Source organism: Caulobacter sp. GW821-FHT09B08, assembly GCF_059418225.1.
The window spans coordinates 562,490-579,723 of sequence record NZ_JBWKPL010000001.1; the positions used below are offsets into that span (position 1 = coordinate 562,490).

The window sequence follows — 17,234 nt, forward strand, 5'->3', positions numbered from 1 at the left end:
AGCGTCAGCGGCGACCCGCCGGAGGGGCTCCGGCGGGTCGCCTTTGAAAAATCAGGATATCCCCTAGGCCAGGGCGCCGCGCTCGGCCGGGGCCCCCTTCACCAGCTGCCAGACGCTGCCCATGGTCTTGCAGATCAGGACCACGATCATGATCCCGGCGGTGATGTGGAAGGACAGGTCCAGCGAGGTCTGCAGGCCCGCCACCTCGGTCGGGTTCGGTCCCGAACCCTGCGAAAGCACCTCCACCAGCCTGCCGGTCCGCCACAGGATCACCGCCAGGGCCAGGCCCGCCAGATCGGCGACGATGTAGAGGCCCGCCCGCGCCCGGACCCAGTCGGGACGGACCAGGGTCATCACGCTGGCGACCAGCTGCCAGACGGCCAGCAGCAGGATCGGCAGGTGCAGGCTGGTCCAGATCGCCGCCGGGGCCAGGTACAGCCCCTGCTTGCCGATCGCGGTCGACCACGGCGCCTCCACCGCGCCCGTCCACCACAGGATGAACAGCGCCAGGGCCGAGACTTCGAACGAGGCCTCGAAGCGCGACTTGAGGAGCTTGTTCTTCCGGCCGTCCAGGCGCGGAAGGTCCGACACCCTCCAGCCCATGAGCCGGCCCGTGGGGATCCAGCCCCGCTCGATCCCGGCCGCCACGACGGTGGCCGCGCCGATGAAGATCATGGCCGCGGTCAGGAAGTCGGACAGGAAATGCGAGACGCCGGCCGTCACCTCCTGGCCGCCGATGATCACTGAGACCGCCTGTGGCAGGGCCGTGACCACCGCCGCCAGGATCAGGAGGCCCTTCACCGCGAACATGTAGAAGGGATAGAGCTCGGGCCCGATCAGGGTGCGCGTGGGGCCATAGCGCCCGGCCACGGCGATCGGATGGCCGAAGTCGCGCAGCACCGCCTCGGTCTCGGCGCGGGTCAGGGGACGCCCGAGCCGGGCCTCCTCTTCCTCCATGCGGCTGAGCAGGATGTCGCGCAGCTCGGCGACGATGTCTTCGCGCTGGTCTTTCGGCAGCAGGGCCGCGACGGCGGCCAGGTAGCGGTCGAGCAGGTCCATGACCGGTCCTTTCTCAGATCAGGTTTTGCAGGGTGTCGTTCATCGTCCGCCATTCGGCGGACAGGCGGGCCAGCACGGCCACGCCCTCGGACGACAGGCGGTAGAAGCGCTTCTTGCGCTTGTCCTCTTCGCGCCACTCGCTGGTCAGCAGGCCCTGGCTCTCCAGCCGGCGCAGCATCGGATAGAGGGCGCCTTCGTCGATCTCCAGACCCACCTCGGCCAGGGCCTGGCGCAGGCTGTAGCCGTAGCGCTCGACCTGCAGCTGGGCCAGGACCGCCAGGATCAGGGTCCCGCGCCGCAGCTCCTGGCGCAGGGTTTCGAAAATGTCGGCGTCTTGAGGCATGGTGTACGTCGCATGGTGTGCGCCACTTGGTGTGTGACATACACTGTGTGACACACAGTCAATCGAGAGTCAAATCGCCGAACGCCGTTCGGGACTGTCGCCGCCGCGCGGGGCCGCTATCCTGGCTCGATGAGCAGAGATCCCAAGCCCCGCGCCCCGGTCGACCAGTTGGAAGCCGGCCGCGCCTTCTTCGGCGCCCTGGGCCTGGACGTCGCCCACTTCGGGCCGATGTGGCACCTGGCCAGGGTGGCCCAGCTGGTCGAGACCGAGCTCAACCGCACCGCCGGGCGGCATGGCCTGAGCATCGCCGACTTCCACCTGCTGGGCGCCCTGATGATCGACGCCGAGCGGCCGCTGCGGCCCACCGACCTGGCCCTGGCCCTGAACGTCACCAACGCCGCCCTGACCGCCCGCATCCGCAAGCTGACGGACCTGGGCCTGGTGACGGGCGAGCGCGGCGCGGGCGACCGCCGCGCCACCCTGCTGCGCCTGACCGCCAAGGGCTCGGAGACGGTGCTGGCCATCGGCGCGGCCATCGAGCGCGAGGGCCGGTTCGTGCGCCATTTCCGCGACTTGCCACAGGGGGACCAGCAGGTGCTGGGCCGCGTGCTGGGCGACCTGCACACCGCCATGGACCGTCACTTCCTGCCCGTCTCGCGCGGCGATCCTTCAGGGGCCAGTCCTTTAGGGGGTTGAACAGTTCGGCTTTGCCCGCCGCCCCCGGCCCTCCCATGCTTCCCGCAACGAAAAACTCCGCGAGGAAGCGCCCGTGTCGACCGCCCCCGACGTGCTGTTCGAACCGTTCCGCCTGAAGTCCCTGGCTCTGAAGAACCGGATCGTCATGGCCCCCATGACCCGCTCGTTCGCCCACGGCGGTCTGCCCGGCCGGCCGCACGTCGACTACTACCGCCGCCGGGCCGAGGGCCAGGTCGGGCTGATCCTGTCGGAGGGGACGGTGATCGAGCGGCCCAGCTCGCGCAACGATCCGGGCGTGCCGTTCTTCCACGGCCCGGCCCTGGACGGCTGGAAGGCGGTGATCGACGCCGTCCATGCCGCAGGCGCCGCCATGGGGCCGCAGCTGTGGCACACCGGCTCGATCGAGAGCCTGACCGCCGGCTGGGACCGCGACCGGCCGCCCGAGAGCCCGTCCGGCCTGGTCAAGCCGGGCCAGCCTTCCGGCGTGGCCATGACGCAGGAGGACATCGCCGACTCCGTCGCCGCCTGGGCCCGCGCGGCGGCCGACGCCAAGCGGCTGGGTTTCAATACGCTCGAGGTGCACGGCGCCCACGGCTATCTGGTGGACCAGTTCTTCTGGGACGGGACCAACCAGCGCCCCGACCGCTACGGCGGCGCCTCGATCAAGGACCGTTCGCGCTACGCCGCCGAGACGATCGCCGCCATCCGCGCGGCGGTGGGTCCGGACTTCCCGATCATCCTGCGGGTCAGCCAGTGGAAGCAGCAAGACCTGGCCGCGCGCCTGGCCCATACGCCGGGCCAGATGGCCGACTGGCTGGTTCCCCTGGTCGAGGCCGGAGTCGACGTCCTGCACTGCTCGCAGCGCCGGTTCTGGACGCCGGAATTTCCGGAGATCGACGGCGAGGAGGGCCTCAACTTCGCCGGTTGGGCCAAGAAACTGACCGGGGCGACGACCATCAGCGTCGGCTCGGTGGGGCTGTCGGGCGACTTCATCAACGTCTTCGCCGGCGAGCGCTCGACGCCCACCAGCCTGGACGGGCTGATCGCCCGCATGGAGCGCGGCGAGTTCGACCTGATCGCCGTCGGCCGCGCCCTGATCACCGATCCCGACTGGGCGGTGAAGGTGCGCGACGGCGACCACGCGGGGATGAAACCGTTCGCGGGCGAGGCTCTGGCCGCGTTCGTGTGAGCGGTGCTTCTTTTTACCTTCGTCATTCCCGCCCTTGTGGCGGGAACCCCTCTATCCGCCGCAGGTGCGGAGGTGTGGCGCGCCAGCGCGCCAAGGCGCTTCATTTGCAAGCTGAACAAGGGGTTCCCGCCACAAGGGCGGGAATGACGACGAGAAGAGGGAGGACGATCGAATGCCGCCCCCTCAGCTCGGCAAGGTCACTGGCGCCGGCTCCACCGTCCAGGTGTCGTAGCTGCTGGAGGTGGTGATCCAGTTGCCCTCAAACGGCCGGCCGTCCTTGCAGAGGCCCTGGCCCGAATAGGCCTGGTTCATCAGGGTCACCTGGTCGCCGTACTGGATCGAATGGCCCGGCCGGCTGTGGTTCTTGATCGTCCAGGTCTGATTGGGCGCGTAGTCGCTGGTGAAGTAGGGGGTGTAGTAATAGACGTCGTGGGAGTCGGCCCACGCCCCCAGGGCGTCGGCGGCCATCAGCCCCGTCTCGCGCGAGATCAGATAGCCCTGGGCCTGGTCGGGCACCTGGCCGGAGGCGAGGGGGGACGGCGTCAGGAAGCTCATGGGCGACGGCGTGCCCTGGCCCAGGGTCGGGAACAGGGCCGCCAGGCCGATGTCGACCGCCATGCCCATGGCCCCGCTGGGCAGGCCCGGGACCGACACCTTCGTCGCCGCCTGGAAGGCCGTCAGGTGGTGGCCGTTCTGGTTCTTCAGCAGGAAGCTGTCGCCGTAGTTCACCGGGTCGCCGTTCTTCCGGGTCTTGTCCATGAAGGCGGGATTGGTGGCGTCGGTGCGCGGCTTGGAGAGGTTCAGCAGCCCCTCGAAGGTGGGCGCGTTTTCGGCGCGCGACCCGAACTGCGACAGCTGGCTGGACCCGCCCAGCAGCTTCAGGGCCGTGGCGATCATCGAGGTGTGGTCGTAGGGCGTGTCGGTGGACGAGCGGAACACCGTGCCCGCCTGGACCCAGGGCGAGATCACGATGGTCGGCACGCGGCCGCCCAGCCGGTCGAAGTTGAAGTTGTTCTGGGTCGCCAGGGCCGGCGGCGTGCCCGAGCCCCAGGGCGGCTGCACCAGGCCTTCGGCCAGGCCCGCGGTCTGGTGGTCGAAGGTGCCGACGAACTCGTCGAAGGTGATCAGGAACAGCGTCTTCTGCCAGGCGTCCTGGTGCGAGATCAGGCTGGTATAGACCTCCTTCACGAACTGCTCGCCGACCAAAAGATTGCTGGGCGGGTGGTAGTCGTTGCCGAGCGCCGTGATCAGCGCCTTGGGCAGGGACGACTGGCTGGCCATGGTGGTCTGCGAGATCGTCCAATAGGGCTCGATATAGCTGAAGGCCGGCAGGTTCCCCGCCTGGGCCAGCTTGTGGAACTGGTCCAGCGACTGGAACTTGCTGGAGGCGTTCTTGAGGCCCTGGATCTGCGGGAACAGCCGCCACGTGTAGCAGGAGCCCAGCGACCCATCGGTCAGCCCCTGCAGGTAGCTGACATAGGGCTGCAAGGCCTCCCAGGCGGCCAGCAGGGCGATGCCGACGGGCGGATCGACCACGGCCAGGATCTTGGCCAGGGTTCCGCCGTACTCCAGCAGGGTCGAGATCTTCTGCGGCAGATAGGGCGCCTGCCAGAAGACGTTCCAGCCCCGGCCGGCGGCGTCCACGGCGTTGAAGATGGTCGGGGCGTCGAAGCGGTCGTCGCCCACCAGCATGCCCAGCTGGTCCTCGATGGCCTTGGCCGGCGAATTGGGGTCTTCCAGCTGGCCGTTGTTGGTCAGGCCCAGCGAGGTGCCGCACATCAGGAAGGCGCGGTTGGGATTGGTCTGGGACGGGACCGAGGCGTACCAGGCGTCGCTGACCGCATAGGCCTCGGCCAGTTGGTTCAGCACCGGCAGCTGCTGGGGCGTGTAGGTCTGCATCACCTGCGGCGCGGCGGCGACGATGGCGCTGGTGTCCAGGCCCAGGGCCGTCATCACCTCCACGAAGTCCTGCACATAGCCCAGCATGTTGGCGGCGTTGGGCGGCGGGAAGGTGGTGGTGTTGAAGAACTGCAGATTGACGTGCTCGAACTCCTCGCCCGGATCGATGGTCGGCGAGGTCCAGCCCGAGGCGCCCTTGATCGGCGGACTGGAAACCGACGGATTGGTCGCGTTGTTGAAGAAGGTGTCCAGCTTCACGTCCTGCAGGCCGTCGAAGTTGGGGCTGCTGCCCGCCGGGATCACCTGGGAGGGGGCTCCCGTCTGGTAGGCCCAGCCCAGCATGCTGTCGAACGAGCGGTTCTCCAGCATCAGAACGACCACGTGATCGATTGTCGGCGTCGACGACATGCATTCCTCCCACGGCTCTGCGGCGCGCGGGCGGAGGCTCCGCGCCAACCACTCTCAAGGATTTAGTGCGGAGATAATTCTCGTATGAGGAGATTAAGGGGCGAGGCGGCGCGGGAGTCAAGTAACAGCCGTCTCGGACCTCGCCCTTGGCCGTGAGGGCTCCAGCCGCTACCCTGGCGCCATGCCGAACGATCTTCCCGTCGGGCGGGCGCTGCGCCGGTTCCGCCGCCTCAACGCCGTCAAGCAGGGCCATCTGGCCGAGCTCCTGGCGGTGTCGCAGGCCACTGTCTCGCGCTGGGAGAGCGGCGCGCAGGAGCCCGACGAGACCCACCGCGAGGCGATCCTGGCCCTGGTCGCCGCCCGCGCCGACCATCGTGGCGACGCGGCCCTGCGGCGGCTGGTCGAGACCTCGGCCCTGCCCGTGCACCTGGTCTGCGACGCCACCCACCGGCTGCTGGCGGTCTCGCCGGCCCGCGCGGCGACCTGGCGGGTCGATCCGGGCGACTTCATGGGTGTGTCGCTCTGGCGCTTCGCCAGTCCCGAGATCGCCCGGGCCGAGGCGACCCTGGCGGCGGACGGCTGGTTCGAGCGGCCCTACCAGCGGACGAGCTTCCGCACCGGCGCCAACGCCAGCCGCGAGATCCCGATCCAGCCCAGCGTGCTGCAATGGGAGACCCTGCCCCTGGCCGACGGCCGCGTCGCGCGCCTGGCCACCACGCTTTCCTGACGTCGCGGCCTAGGCCCTATCGACATTCAGCGCTTGCCTAGCCCGACAGCCTCGGAATCTCTCCCTTTCAACCGTCATTCCCGCCCTTGTGGCGGGAACCCCTGGTACAGCCCGCACGTGAAGCGCCTTGGCGCGCTGGCGCGCCACACATCCGCACCTGCGGCGGACAGAGGGGTTCCCGCCACAGGGGCGGGAATGACGGCGGTTTTGGGGGATAGGCCGCGACTGAATGTCGATCCGCCCACCACGCATAATTTTTACGTGTCCCCGAGTCGCGCGCGGTCCTAGACAGCGGCCATGCTTCGCACCTGGCTGAACATCGTCGCGCTCTGGCTGATCGGGGTGCTGGCCGCCGCGCAACTGCCCAAGATCGCCGTGCTGGCCCCGGTGCTGCGCGAGACCTTCCACCTGTCGCTGGCCCAGGCGGGCCTGCTGACTTCGTTGCTGGAGATCGGCGGCGCCACCCTGGGCGTCGTCGCGGGCCTGGCCCTGAGCCGGTTCGGCGGACGGCGGTTCCTGGCCACGGGCCTGCTGGTCCTGCTGGCCGCCAGCCTGGCCGAGGCCTTCGCCACCCACGTGGCCGTCCTCTTCGCCGCCCGGGCCGTCGAGGGGCTGGGTTATGTGCTGGTGGTCATCGCCGCCCCCACCCTGATCGCCGCCGTCGCCCCCGACCGCATCCGGGGCGCGGCCCTGGCCCTGTGGAGCACCTTCGTGCCGGTGGGCGTGGCCATCGGCAGCGGCGTGACCGGCCTGGCCATCGAGATCGGCGGCCCGCGCGCGGCCCTGCTGCTGTGGGCCGGACTGTGCCTGCTGGGCCTGCCGGCCGCCTTCCGCCAGCCGTCGGTGGCCGCCGGCGGCGGACGGATCGTCTGGCCCGACCGCGCGGCCGTGGTCCTGACCTTCGGCTTCGGCCTCTACACCGTCTTCGTCTGCGCGGTGACCATGCTGCTGCCCAGCTTCCTGGTCGAGCGGGCGGGGGCCAGCCTGTCGACCGCCAGCCTGGCCACGGGCCTGGTGTCGCTGACCGCCCTGCCCGCCTCGGTCCTGGCCGTGCGCATCCTGCACGCGGCGGGGGCGCGGCCGGGCCGGGTGGTGGTCGCCATCATCCCCGCCCTGGTGCTGACCGCCCTGGCCACGCCGTTCATCTTCCACCCGGCCGTGATCGCCGGACGGACGGCGGCGGTCGCCTGCGTCGCCGCACTGCCCCTGCTGCTGAGCGGGATCGCCTCGTCCCTGGTCTTCGCCCGCCTGCCGGTCCTGGCCGGGGCCCGCGCGCCCGACGATCCCCGCATCGCCGCCGCCAACGGCCTGATCACCCAGTTCGGCGCCGGCGGCGCCCTGATCGGCCCGCCCCTGGGGGGCCTCGTCGTCGGGGTGTGGGGCTGGCAGGGCCTGGGCGTCGTCGCCGGCCTTCTGGCCCTGGCCATGCTGGCCGCGATCCTGGCGGCCGAGCGGATGGGCTCTTGAACGGCTGTCTCCCGTCCCCCACTACAGCACGACCGAACAGAGTGACTTGAAAGGACCGCGACATGGCTTTGCTCGACGAGCTCAAGGCTGACCAACTGGCGGCGCGCAAGGCGAGCGACCGCCTGAAGGCCGACCTGCTCACCACGCTGATCGGCGAAGCTACCCAGATCACGACCGAAGAGTTCAAGCGCGGCGTGACCGAAGTCACCGACGAGAAAGTCGTCGCAACCGTCGCGAAGTTCTTGAAAAACACGAAGTTGACGCTGGAAAACCTCGCGGCCGAACGCGCGCGACGGGTCGAAGCCGACGGCGATGTCTCGAAGGTGGACGAGCGGACCAAGGCGGCTGAAACCGAACTGGCGATTCTATCCTCCTATGGCCCCAAGCAGATGACGGAAGCGCAATTGCGCGAGGCCATCAACGACTTCCGGGTCCAGAACCCCGACGCCAACGTCGGCGCGATCATGGCCCACCTGAAGGCCAACTTCGGCGGCCAGTACGACGGCAAGGCGGCCAGCGCGTTGGCCAGAGCCTAGACGGAGGGCGTCGCCCCACCGAGCCGATCACCGAGGTGTCAGCTAGGGGTGATGAGTCGACATGAATCCTTCTCCCCTTGCGGGAGAAGGTGGCCTGCGAAGCAGGTCGGATGAGGGGTCGAAAGCCCTGTCCGGAGAGTTCTGAGAGACCCCTCACCCGACCCCACTTCGTGGGGCCACCCTCTCCCGCAAGGGGAGAGGGTCTTGGTCCGAAACGGGTCGAAAGCCGACTTTAGCGCGTGGCTGAGAAGCAACCTGGATCGAGGCGGCTCAAGGGCGCCCCTACCGATCAAACTTCGTCGACAGGATGATCGACGAGGTCGTGCGCTCCACGCCCGCCACGTGGCCGATCTGGTCCAGCACCTCGTCCATCTGGGCCACCGAGGCGGTGGCGGCCACGGCGATCATGTCGTAGTCGCCGCTGACCGAGTGCAGCAGCCGCACCTGCGGGATGGCGCGCAGGGCGGCCTCGACGGCGCGGGCCTCCTTGGGACCGATCTTGATCATCACGTGGACGCGCACCGCCCCGTGCTCGAGGTCGGGGGCCAGGCGCGCGCCGTAGCCCAGGATCACCCCGTCGCGCTCCAGCCGCTCGATCCGGCTCTGCACGGTGGTGCGCGAGCGGCCGACGCGGCGGGCCAGATCGGCGGTCGAGGCCCGGCCGTTGTCCTTCAGGGCGGCGATCAGCTTGCTATCGATGGCATCCAGAGGCATTTCGTCGGCTCAGACCTGCGTTTCGCCGAAACTTTGGCGGCAAACCGACGATCGCGCCACTAGGATTCGACGGAACGGCGGGGATGATGTCCGCCCCTGGAGTTTCGCGCGCCCGTGCTGGATCAAGCTCACCAAGACGCCCTGGCGGCCCTCGTCGGCGACACGAGTTCGCAAGGGGCCGGCCTGATCCTCGATCCGGCCGACCGCGCCGCCTACGAGACGCCCGCCCGCTATGCCGGCGGCGTGGCGGCGGCGGTCGTGCGGCCGGCCAGCACCGAGCAGGTCTCGGCGGTCGTGGCCTATTGCGTGCGCCACGGCCTGAAGTTCGTCCCGCAGGGCGCCAACACCGGCCTGGCCGAAGGCTCGACGCCGGACGCCAGCGGCGCGCACCTCGTCCTGTCGCTGGACCGTCTGACCGCCCCGCTGGAGATCGACGTCGCCGACCGCACGGCCACCGTCGGCGCGGGCGTGCGGCTGTCGGCCCTGAACGCGGCCCTGGAGCCGCACGGCCTGTTCCTGCCCATCGACCTGGGCGCCGACCCGTCGCTGGGCGGCATGGCGGCCACCAACACCGGTGGGGCGCGGTTCCTGCGCTATGGCGACATGCGCCGCCACGTGCTGGGCCTGGAAGTGGTGCTGGCCGACGCGGCGGGCACGGTGCTGCAGCTGTCCCATGGCCTGCGCAAGGACAACGCCGCCGTCGCCCTGCGCCAGCTGTTCGTCGGCGGCTGCGGGGCGTTCGGGGTGATCACCAAGGTCACGGTCGAGGTCCACCACCGCCCCCGTCAGAGCGCCGCCGCCCTGCTGGTGCCGCGCGACGCGGAAGACGTGCTGCCGCTGCTCCAGGCCTTCGAGGCCGAGGCGGGTTCGACCCTGACGGCCTTCGAGGGCATGTCCAAGGCGGCCATGGAGCGGGCCATCGCGCACGTGCCGTCGCTCAGCAACCCGTTCGCCGGCGGCGTTCCCGACTACGCCGTGCTGGTGGAGCTGACCCGCAGCTGGGCCCCGCGCGAAGGCGAGGCCGGCCTGGACGAGGTGATCCAGCAGATCGCCGGCGACCTTCTGGAACGCGACGACAGCCCGCTGGTCGACGCTCTGTTCGGTCCGGCCGAGAAGATGTGGGCTCTGCGCCATGGCCTGTCGGAAGGCCTGCGGGCCAGCGGGCCGGTGGTGGGCTTCGACCTGTCGTTCCGCCGCCGCGACCTGGCCCGCTTCCGCCGCGACGCCGTGCTGATGCTGGAGGCCGACTTCCCCGATTTTACCCTGTGCGACTTCGGCCACGTGGCCGACGGCGGGGTGCACTTCAACCTGGTGGGCTCCACCGACGCCGACCGCAAGACGGCGTTGCGCGAGGCGGTGCTGACCCTGGCGGTCGAGGGTTTCGGCGCCAGCTTCAGCGGCGAGCACGGCCTGGGCCGGGCGTTCCAGGACGCCTATGACCGCTTCACCCCCCGGCTGGTGCAGGACTACAGCGCCGCGGTGGCGGCGGTGTTCGGTACGGGATCGGCGGCGGTTCGGCTGGGACCGCCGAGGGGCAATTGAGTTATGAGCCTCTCCAGATTCCCCGTCAGGACCACCGCATGACCACCCTGCCCTCCGCCGTCTCTGAAGCCCGCGCCCTCCTCCAGCGCCTGGGCGTGACCGTCGCCCTCGACGGCGGGACCCTGGCCGCGCGCTCGCCGGTGACCGGCGAGGTGCTGGCCAGCCTGGCCGAACACACCCCCGCCCAAGCCGACGCCGCCATCGACGCCGCCCATGCCGCCTATTTGGCCTGGCGCAAGGTCCCCGCCCCGCGTCGCGGCGAGCTGGTGCGCCTGTTGGGCGAGGAGCTGCGCGCGGCCAAGGCGGACCTGGCCGCCCTCGTCACCCTGGAAGCCGGCAAGGTCACGTCCGAGGGCCTGGGCGAGGTGCAGGAGATGATCGACATCTGCGACTACGCCGTGGGCCTGTCGCGCCAGCTGTTCGGCCTGACCATCGCCACCGAGCGCCCCGCCCACCGGATGATGGAGACCTGGCATCCGCTCGGCGTGGTCGGCGTCATCTCGGCCTTCAACTTTCCCGTGGCGGTGTGGTCGTGGAACGCGGCCCTGGCCTTCGTCTGCGGCGACAGCGTCGTCTGGAAGCCGTCGGAAAAGACCCCGTTGGTGGCGCTGGCTGTCCAGGCCCTGTTCGAGCGCGCGGCCGCGAAGTTCGGCCCGGACGCGCCCGCTGGCCTCTCCACCCTGCTGATCGGCGGCCGCGACGTGGGCGAGGTCCTGGTCGACCATCCGAAGGTCCCTCTGGTCTCGGCCACCGGCTCGACGGCCATGGGCCGGCAGGTGGGGCCGCGCCTGGCCGCCCGCTTCGCCCGCGCGCTGCTGGAGCTGGGCGGCAACAACGCCGCCATCGTCGCCCCCTCGGCGGACCTCGACCTCACCCTGCGCGGCGTGGCCTTCGCGGCCATGGGCACGGCCGGCCAACGCTGCACCACCCTGCGCCGCCTGTTCGTCCACGACAGCGTCTATCAGGCCTTTGTCGGTCGGCTGAAGACGGCCTATGCCAGCGTGCCGGTCGGCGATCCGCGCGCGGCCGGAACCCTGGTCGGCCCGCTGATCGACCAGGCCGCCTTCGACGCCATGCAGGGCGCCCTGGCTCAGGCCCGCGCGGCGGGCGGCCGGGTGGTCGGCGGCGACCGCGTGGACATGGCCGGTCCGGACGCCTTCTACGTCGCCCCCGCCCTGGTCGAGATCGACGGACAGGTGGAGATCGTCAAGCACGAGACCTTCGCCCCGATCCTTTACGTGATGCGCTATTCGGAGCTCTCCGAAGCCATCGCCGCCCAGAACGACGTGGCCCAGGGCCTGTCGTCGTCGATCTTCACCCTCAATGTCCGCGAGGCCGAGCTGTTCGTCTCGGGCGAGGGCAGCGACTGCGGCATCGCCAACGTCAATATCGGCCCCTCGGGCGCCGAGATCGGCGGGGCCTTCGGCGGCGAGAAGGAGACCGGCGGCGGCCGCGAGGCCGGCTCCGACAGTTGGAAGACCTATATGCGCCGCGCCACCAACACCGTGAACTACGGGACCACCCTGCCGCTGGCGCAGGGCGTCACGTTCGACGTCTAGGATTTCAGATGAGCCACCTTGCCACCCTCGTCGCCTCGGCCGTCGGCCAGAAGGCCGCCGCCACGATCCTGGACGTGCTGGACATCGATCCGGCCCTGGCCTCGGAAGCCGAGGGCCCGGTCTCGCGCGCGGTGTTCGCCATGGCCCTGAACGCGGTGCTGTTCCACGACATCATGGGCCGGGTGCCGCTGGGCGCGGCCTATGTGTCGGAGCGCCGGGCGGCGGGGCATCGGCTGGTGTTCGACCACGGGGCGCTTCGCACGATCGATTTCGGCGAAGACCAGCCGACCGGCGCCCTGCCGGCCGGCCACCTGGCCTTCGCCCGGATCCTGGAGCCGCTGGGCTACCAGGTCGCCGACCTCTATCCGCTGGACCGCCTGAAGATGACCGGCCGGGCCTTCGCCCACCGCGACCTGCCCGAAGCCATTCCGCAGTTCTTCGTCAGCGAGCTGCATGTGGAGCGGTTCTCGCCGGCCTTCGGGGTGATCGCCCACGCCGTGTTCGACTCGACCGCCGACGCCCTGGGGATCGAGGCCCAACGGGCCCTGGCCGCCTTCGCCGCCGAGGGAACCTGCGACCTGGACACCGCCCGCGCCGCCCTGCCCCAGGTCGTTTCCGCTTTTGAGCGCACCCACGCCACGCCGCGCCTGGAGCACTATCAGGCCCTGCTGGCCGAGTCGGGCGAGGCCGCCTGGATCGCCACCGAGGGCCAGGCCTTCAACCACGCCACCGACCGGGTGCCCGACGTCGAGGCCGTGGCCGAGGGCCAGAAGGCCCTGGGCCGGCCGGTCAAGGACAAGGTCGAGGTCTCCGGCTCGGGCCGCGTGCGCCAGACCGCCTTCAAGGCCCAGCCGGTCGAGCGCGCCTTCGCCACGGACGCCGGCGAGGTGGTGCTCACGGTGCCGGGCTCGTTCCACGAGTTCATCAGCCGAGACCGCTTCGTGGACGAGACAGGCATCGAGCGCCTGGACCTGCGCTTCGACAGCGGCAACGCCCAGGGCATCTTCAAGATGACGAAGGCGGGGTAGGGCTTCAGCCCTACCCTACTTCTCTTCCGACCCGTCGTCCGTATTGGCCAGGGCCTGGGCCAGGGCCACCAGGCGCGAGCGCAGTTGCGGGCGCAGGGTGGTGAAGGCGGCGACCAGGGCTTGCGAACCCGGCTGGCCCAGGAAGCGCACGACGTCGTCCTGGCCCTGCCATCCGGCCTCCTCGGGCGACTCCAGACCCTCGAAGAAGGCCGACAGCGGGGTGTCCAGCTTCTGGGCGATCTCGAACAGCTTGGAGGCGCTGACCCGGTTGGCCCCGCGCTCGTACTTCTGGACCTGCTGGAACGAGACGCCCAGGGCCTCGGCCAGTTCGGTCTGGCTGATGCCCAGCGCCTTGCGACGCACGCGGATGAGGGCGCCCACGTGCTGGTCGACATGGTGGGGCGAGCGGAAATCGGTGTCGTTCACGGCTTTGGTCCTGACGCATGCCGGCACATCGCCGGCCCATGGTCTAGATACGTGCAAGGTCGGCGCCGGGTTGCATGACAGAATGTCACACCCTGGAAGGGCGCCTATCCGGCCAGGGCCAGGCCGATCGCCGACCGCAGCTGACGGTCCGACACCGGCTTGAACAGCACGCCGGCCGGATGGTCCTGGTAGATGCGGTCGATCGTCGACTGCTCGCGCGAGCCGGTGATGAAGATCACCTTGGATCCGACGGCGCGCGAGATCTCCTGGGCCGCGTCGACCCCGTCCTTGTCGCCGCGCAGGCGGATGTCCATCAGCACCACCTCGGGACGGTGCATCATGGCCAGGGCCAGGGCCTCGTCGGCGTTGGTGGCGGTGCCGCACACCTCCATGGCCATTTCCTCGACCTGCATGCACAGGCCCTGGGCGATCAGGAACTCGTCGTCGACGATGAGCACCCGCGATTTCTGGAGGTCGGCGGCGCTCATGCGGCTACCGGCGCTGCGACGCGGATCTCGCTGCGGGTCAGGCCTTTTCGACTTTCGACCATGATCGTTCCTTCCAACTGCGCGACTAGTCCCTCGATGATCGTCGAGCCCAGGCCCACCCGTTCCGCCCGGGGCGGCAGGGGTTCGGCGCTGTAGCCCGTGCCGTTGTCGGCCACGACGAGCAGCAGCTCGCCGTCGGCCTCGCGGCTGAGATTGACGTCGATCTCGCCGCCGCCTTCCGGGAAGGCGTGCTTGAGCGAGTTGGTCACCAGTTCATTGACCAGAAGCCCCAGCGGAATGGCGAAATCGAGACCCACGTCCAGCGGCAGGGCCTCGACCGACAGGGCCACCTCGCTGTCGCCGCCGCCGTTGACGATGTTGCTGGACAGCTCGCTGAGGAAGGGGGCGATGTCGAAGGTCTTCAGGTCGGCCGAGGTCATCAGCTGCTGATGCACCAGGCCCAGGGCGAAGACCCGGTCTCGCAGGCCGCGCAGGGCCAGGCGCGCTTGGGGATCGGCCAGCTGGCGCGACTGCATGACCAGCAGGGCGTCGACCATCTGCAGATTGTTCTTCACCCGGTGATAGACCTCGCGCAGCAGGAGGTCGCGCTCGGCCAGGGTGGCCTTCTGGGCCTCGACCACCCGGGCCAGCTCGGCTGTGCGCTCGTCGACCCGGCGCTCCAGCTCGGCGGCCGACGGCAGGGCGGCGATCTTGGGGATCAGGGGCCAGAGGATGGCGGCCGTGGCGATCGACAGGATCGCGGTGACCAGCTTGATCAGGCCCTCGACCCCGTAGGCCGGCACCCACAGGGTCAGGATCGCCATCAGGTGGGTGGTGCCGCAGGCCAGGATGAAGGCCACGAACAGATAGGCCACCCAGCTGTACTTGATGTCGGGCCGGCGCTTGACGAAGGCGGCGATGGCCAGGGGGATCGACAGATAGGCCAGGCCGATCACGACGTCGGAGGCCGCGTGCAGCGTCACCAGGCCCGGGGCCCAGCTGAGGCAGAAGCCGTGCGGCGTCAGCCCCGTCGGATTGAGCAGCCAGTCGACCCACGACATGTCCACCTCCCCTATGACGCTTACCCGACACAGGCATGAAGGCAGAAAATTTCTATTTCAGATAGTGTTTTCGCTCGCCCCGGGAGAACGGCGAACCGGGACTAGCGCCAGCCCAGACGGCGGCCCCGGACGTGGCGGGCGACGATCCGGACAGTGACCATCATGACCAGAAGCTTCCAGGCTTCGACGAGGATGTTGGCGCGACGACGGCGCATGGCGGGGTTCCTTTGGATTGGGGTGGAGCGGAAAAGAAACCGGCCGGCTCTCGGGGCGCGAGAGCCGGCCGGCCGTGGGCGACCGGTCCCCTGGGGGAGGGGGAAGGGAACCGGTCGCGGGAGCCTCGGGGTCGAACCGGAGGGGGGAGGGTGTTCGACCGGAAGGCTCTTATATGGGGCCGCTTAGCCGAACAGCTTGGCGGCGGTCTTGGCGACGATCTCGCCCTGGTGACGGGCGCCGTCCAGCTCGATCTGGCTGGGCTGACGCGAGCCGTCGCCGGCCGCGATGGTGGTGGCGCCGTAGGGCGCGCCGCCGGTGATTTCCTCGACCGTCATCTGGCCCGCGTGGCTGTAGGGCAGGCCCACGATGGTCATGCCGAAGTGCAGCAGGTTGGTGATGATCGAGAACAGGGTGGTCTCGTTGCCGCCGTGCTGGGTGGCCGACGAGGTGAAGGCCGCGCCCACCTTGCCGTTCAGCGCGCCGCGGGCCCACAGGCCGCCGGCCTGGTCGAGGAAGTTGGCCATCTGCGAGCTCATGCGGCCGAACCGCGTGCCGGTGCCCACGATGATGGCGTCGTAGTTCTCCAGGTCGGCGATCGTGGCGATCGGGGCGGCCTGATCCATCTTGTAGTAGGACTTCTTGGCGACCTCTTCGGGCACCAGTTCCGGCACGCGCTTGATGTCGACGGTGGCGCCGGCGCTGCGCGCGCCTTCGGCGATGGCGTTGGCCATGGCTTCGATGTGGCCATAGGCGGAATAGTAGAGAACGAGAACCTTGGCCACTTTGGCCTCCTTGATCTGAACTTGGGGTTGGGTCTTGGGTTTGAAGAAGCGGGAGAACATCGGAGTTTCTGTTTTTCGGCTTTGACGTTTCCGCCTTTTTCCGCCCTCCCCGGCGCGAGGCCGGGAAAGGCGGAAGGCCAGGCGTTAGGCGGCGTCGACCAGCACCAGCTCGGCGTCTTCAAGCGCGGTGACGCGGATCACCGCCTCGTCTTGAATGGCCGCGCCGTCGCGGGTGTTCAGCGCCACACCGTTGACCTCGACCTTGCCGGTCGACGGAACGAGGTAGCCCTTGCGGTCGGCGCCGATGGCGTACTCGGTGGTCTCGCCGGCCTTCAGCGTCGCGCCCAGGACGCGGGCGTCGGTGCGGATCGGCAGGGCGTCGGTGTCGCCTTCGAAGCCGCTGGCCAGGGCCACGAACTTCCCGGAGCGGTCGCCCTTGGGGAAGGGCTTGGCGCCCCAGGCGGGGCCTTCGCCGCGCTTGTTGGGGATGATCCAGATCTGGAAGATCTTGGTGGTGGTGCTTTCCAGATTGTACTCCGAGTGACGGATGCCCGTGCCGGCGCTCATCACCTGGACGTCGCCCGCCTCGGTGCGGCCCTTGTTGCCCAGGCTGTCCTGGTGGGTGATCGCGCCTTCGCGGACATAGGTGATGATTTCCATGTCGGCGTGCGGATGGGGCGGGAAGCCCGTGCCGGCCGCGATGGTGTCGTCGTTCCACACCCGCAGGGCGCCGTGGTGGACGCGGCTGGGGTCGTGGTAGTCGGCGAACGAGAAGTGGTGCTTGGCGTCCAGCCAACCGTGGTTGGCGCCGCCCAGGCTGTCGAAGGTTCGAACGTCGATCATCGTCTTGATCTCCTGGAGACGAACCCGTGTGGCCGTCTCTGTTGAGGAGAAGATGGCCTCTTGCCTTGCGATCCGAAATGGAAATGATCGAAACAAACCGTTTCTGAAAACGCACCTTTCATACAACATCCCGACGAAGGTCGGGACCCAAGCTGACGGGGCGGAATAGGCCTCTGATCTCACCGGCGCGCAGCGCTCCTTCTTGAGACTCGGCTTGGGTCCCGGCCTTCGCCGGGATGTTGGGAGTTGGG

General features: G+C 69.4%; 17 protein-coding genes. 8 read left to right on the forward strand and 9 right to left on the reverse strand.

From position 1 onward, the window contains the following. Positions 1–63 precede the first annotated feature (63 nt). Together AC07OA_RS02640 and AC07OA_RS02645 are read right to left on the reverse strand one after the other, a co-directional pair. Positions 64–1,059 (reverse strand): HAAS signaling domain-containing protein, encoded by a 996-nt coding sequence (locus tag AC07OA_RS02640; protein ID WP_494662205.1) that lies wholly within the window; start codon positions 1,057–1,059, stop codon positions 64–66. A gap of 13 nt (positions 1,060–1,072) precedes the next feature. Continuing rightward, positions 1,073–1,402 (reverse strand): PadR family transcriptional regulator, encoded by a 330-nt coding sequence (locus AC07OA_RS02645; protein ID WP_494662206.1) that lies wholly within the window; start codon positions 1,400–1,402, stop codon positions 1,073–1,075. A 129-nt stretch (positions 1,403–1,531) separates the two neighbouring features. Here AC07OA_RS02645 and AC07OA_RS02650 point away from each other — a divergent pair, with 129 nt between their 5' ends. Both AC07OA_RS02650 and AC07OA_RS02655 read left to right on the forward strand, forming a co-directional pair. Then, the gene (locus AC07OA_RS02650; RefSeq protein WP_494662207.1) at positions 1,532–2,098 is read left to right on the forward strand and encodes a MarR family winged helix-turn-helix transcriptional regulator; all 567 of its coding nucleotides are present in this window, start codon (positions 1,532–1,534) and stop codon (positions 2,096–2,098) included. Between the two features lie 73 nt (positions 2,099–2,171). Then, positions 2,172–3,287, forward strand: a complete 1,116-nt coding sequence (locus AC07OA_RS02655) for an NADH:flavin oxidoreductase (RefSeq protein WP_494662208.1) — start codon at positions 2,172–2,174, stop codon at positions 3,285–3,287. 183 nt (positions 3,288–3,470) lie between these two features. On the opposite strand, the gene AC07OA_RS02660 is transcribed toward AC07OA_RS02655, so the two are convergent. Then, positions 3,471–5,594 carry an alkaline phosphatase family protein gene (locus AC07OA_RS02660; protein ID WP_494662209.1) on the reverse strand — a complete coding sequence of 708 codons (2,124 nt, stop codon included), beginning with the start codon at positions 5,592–5,594 and terminating at the stop codon, positions 3,471–3,473. Between the two features lie 181 nt (positions 5,595–5,775). Here AC07OA_RS02660 and AC07OA_RS02665 point away from each other — a divergent pair, with 181 nt between their 5' ends. The 3 genes from AC07OA_RS02665 (at position 5,776) to AC07OA_RS02675 (ending at position 8,324) form a co-directional block, all read left to right on the forward strand. Beyond that, positions 5,776–6,321, forward strand: coding sequence for a helix-turn-helix domain-containing protein (locus AC07OA_RS02665; RefSeq protein WP_494662210.1), 546 nt, complete (start codon positions 5,776–5,778; stop codon positions 6,319–6,321). Positions 6,322–6,618: 297 nt separating this feature from the next. Then, positions 6,619–7,788 (forward strand): MFS transporter, encoded by a 1,170-nt coding sequence (locus AC07OA_RS02670; RefSeq protein ID WP_494662211.1) that lies wholly within the window; start codon positions 6,619–6,621, stop codon positions 7,786–7,788. A gap of 62 nt (positions 7,789–7,850) precedes the next feature. After that, positions 7,851–8,324 (forward strand): GatB/YqeY domain-containing protein, encoded by a 474-nt coding sequence (locus AC07OA_RS02675; protein WP_494662212.1) that lies wholly within the window; start codon positions 7,851–7,853, stop codon positions 8,322–8,324. A gap of 282 nt (positions 8,325–8,606) precedes the next feature. On the opposite strand, the gene AC07OA_RS02680 is transcribed toward AC07OA_RS02675, so the two are convergent. Then, positions 8,607–9,038, reverse strand: a complete 432-nt coding sequence (locus tag AC07OA_RS02680; RefSeq protein WP_494662213.1) for an Lrp/AsnC family transcriptional regulator — start codon at positions 9,036–9,038, stop codon at positions 8,607–8,609. Positions 9,039–9,152: 114 nt separating this feature from the next. On the opposite strand from AC07OA_RS02680, the gene AC07OA_RS02685 reads away from it, so the two are divergent. Genes AC07OA_RS02685 through AC07OA_RS02695 form a run of 3 tightly spaced genes read left to right on the forward strand, consistent with a single transcriptional unit; the run spans position 9,153 to position 13,167 of the window. Continuing rightward, a complete protein-coding gene (locus AC07OA_RS02685) occupies positions 9,153–10,580 on the forward strand; it encodes an FAD-binding oxidoreductase (RefSeq protein ID WP_494662214.1) in 1,428 nt (475 codons plus the stop codon). 38 nt (positions 10,581–10,618) lie between these two features. Continuing rightward, positions 10,619–12,139 carry an L-piperidine-6-carboxylate dehydrogenase gene (gene amaB, locus AC07OA_RS02690; protein ID WP_494662215.1) on the forward strand — a complete coding sequence of 507 codons (1,521 nt, stop codon included), beginning with the start codon at positions 10,619–10,621 and terminating at the stop codon, positions 12,137–12,139. A gap of 8 nt (positions 12,140–12,147) precedes the next feature. Beyond that, positions 12,148–13,167, forward strand: coding sequence for a 2-oxoadipate dioxygenase/decarboxylase family protein (locus AC07OA_RS02695; RefSeq protein ID WP_494662216.1), 1,020 nt, complete (start codon positions 12,148–12,150; stop codon positions 13,165–13,167). Positions 13,168–13,182: 15 nt separating this feature from the next. Here the strand turns inward: AC07OA_RS02695 and AC07OA_RS02700 are convergent, their stop codons facing one another. From AC07OA_RS02700 to AC07OA_RS02720, 5 genes are all read right to left on the reverse strand, one after another. After that, positions 13,183–13,593: a helix-turn-helix domain-containing protein gene (locus AC07OA_RS02700; RefSeq protein WP_494662217.1), complete on the reverse strand. Its 411-nt coding sequence runs from the start codon at positions 13,591–13,593 to the stop codon at positions 13,183–13,185. Positions 13,594–13,697: 104 nt separating this feature from the next. Further along, positions 13,698–14,081 carry a response regulator gene (locus tag AC07OA_RS02705; RefSeq protein WP_494662218.1) on the reverse strand — a complete coding sequence of 128 codons (384 nt, stop codon included), beginning with the start codon at positions 14,079–14,081 and terminating at the stop codon, positions 13,698–13,700. Next, complete coding sequence (locus AC07OA_RS02710; RefSeq protein WP_494662219.1) at positions 14,078–15,142, reverse strand: sensor histidine kinase; 1,065 nt, start codon at positions 15,140–15,142, stop codon at positions 14,078–14,080. Before AC07OA_RS02710 ends, AC07OA_RS02705 begins: the two co-directional genes overlap by 4 nt. Positions 15,143–15,540: 398 nt before the next feature. After that, positions 15,541–16,140, reverse strand: a complete 600-nt coding sequence (wrbA, locus tag AC07OA_RS02715) for an NAD(P)H:quinone oxidoreductase (protein ID WP_494662220.1) — start codon at positions 16,138–16,140, stop codon at positions 15,541–15,543. A gap of 144 nt (positions 16,141–16,284) precedes the next feature. Further along, the gene (locus AC07OA_RS02720) at positions 16,285–16,983 is read right to left on the reverse strand and encodes a pirin family protein (RefSeq protein WP_494662221.1); all 699 of its coding nucleotides are present in this window, start codon (positions 16,981–16,983) and stop codon (positions 16,285–16,287) included. Positions 16,984–17,234 lie beyond the last annotated feature (251 nt).